This is a genomic window from Bacillus sp. LR--39 (assembly GCF_053613335.1).
In genome coordinates this window covers 1-603 of sequence record NZ_JBSIOT010001198.1, presented here as the reverse complement: position 1 = coordinate 603, position 603 = coordinate 1, and the positions used below count along the sequence as shown (strand labels likewise).

Sequence of the window (603 nt, the reverse complement as noted above, 5' to 3'; positions counted from 1 at the left end):
AGTGCTTTAAAAATTTGCGCTCTGATTTGATCATCTGATTGTTTCATAGTCATGAAACTATAATACATAATGGGTGTTGAAAAATCAACTTATTTTTCCAGTAAAGGAGCAGGAAGTCATAAGAGGAAGGAGGAATTCAATTCCAATAAAAGCGTTTTCAACTAAAGGTAGGAGAAAAATCACCCGTAAAATACAATCATATAGGAGGATTACAGAGCATTTAGAAGCATAAATAAGATCATGTGGTCACATGGATGTTTATAAAGAAATGGTACAGAATAAAAGAGAATATGCTGTTTGTGTGGGAAGTTACATAAATGTTACGGTAATAAAGATTGCTTAATATGGAGGGAAAATATGAGTGTAGATGAGAAACCAATTAAGATAAAAGTCGAGAAAGTCTCTAAGATTTTTGGGAAACAAACAAAGAAGGCAGTTCAAATGCTTGCCAACGGAAAGACAAAAAAAGAGATCCTGAAAGCAACCGGATCAACCGTTGGGGTTAATCAGGCAGATTTTGAAGTATATGATGGTGAGATATTTGTCATCATGGGTCTATCAGGGAGCGGTAAATCAACTTTAGTACGGATGTTAAACCGGCTT

General features: G+C 35.0%; 1 protein-coding gene and 1 pseudogene. One reads left to right on the top strand and one right to left on the bottom strand.

Annotated features, from left to right (window positions below):
• Positions 1-68, bottom strand: a pseudogene (locus tag ACWHAR_RS29405) (transcriptional regulator); the annotation flags it as partial.
• A 289-nt stretch (positions 69-357) separates the two neighbouring features.
• On the opposite strand from ACWHAR_RS29405, the gene ACWHAR_RS29400 reads away from it, so the two are divergent.
• Positions 358-603, top strand: a 246-nt coding sequence (locus ACWHAR_RS29400; RefSeq protein WP_452088734.1) for an ATP-binding cassette domain-containing protein, incomplete at its 3' end; no start/stop codon positions are given.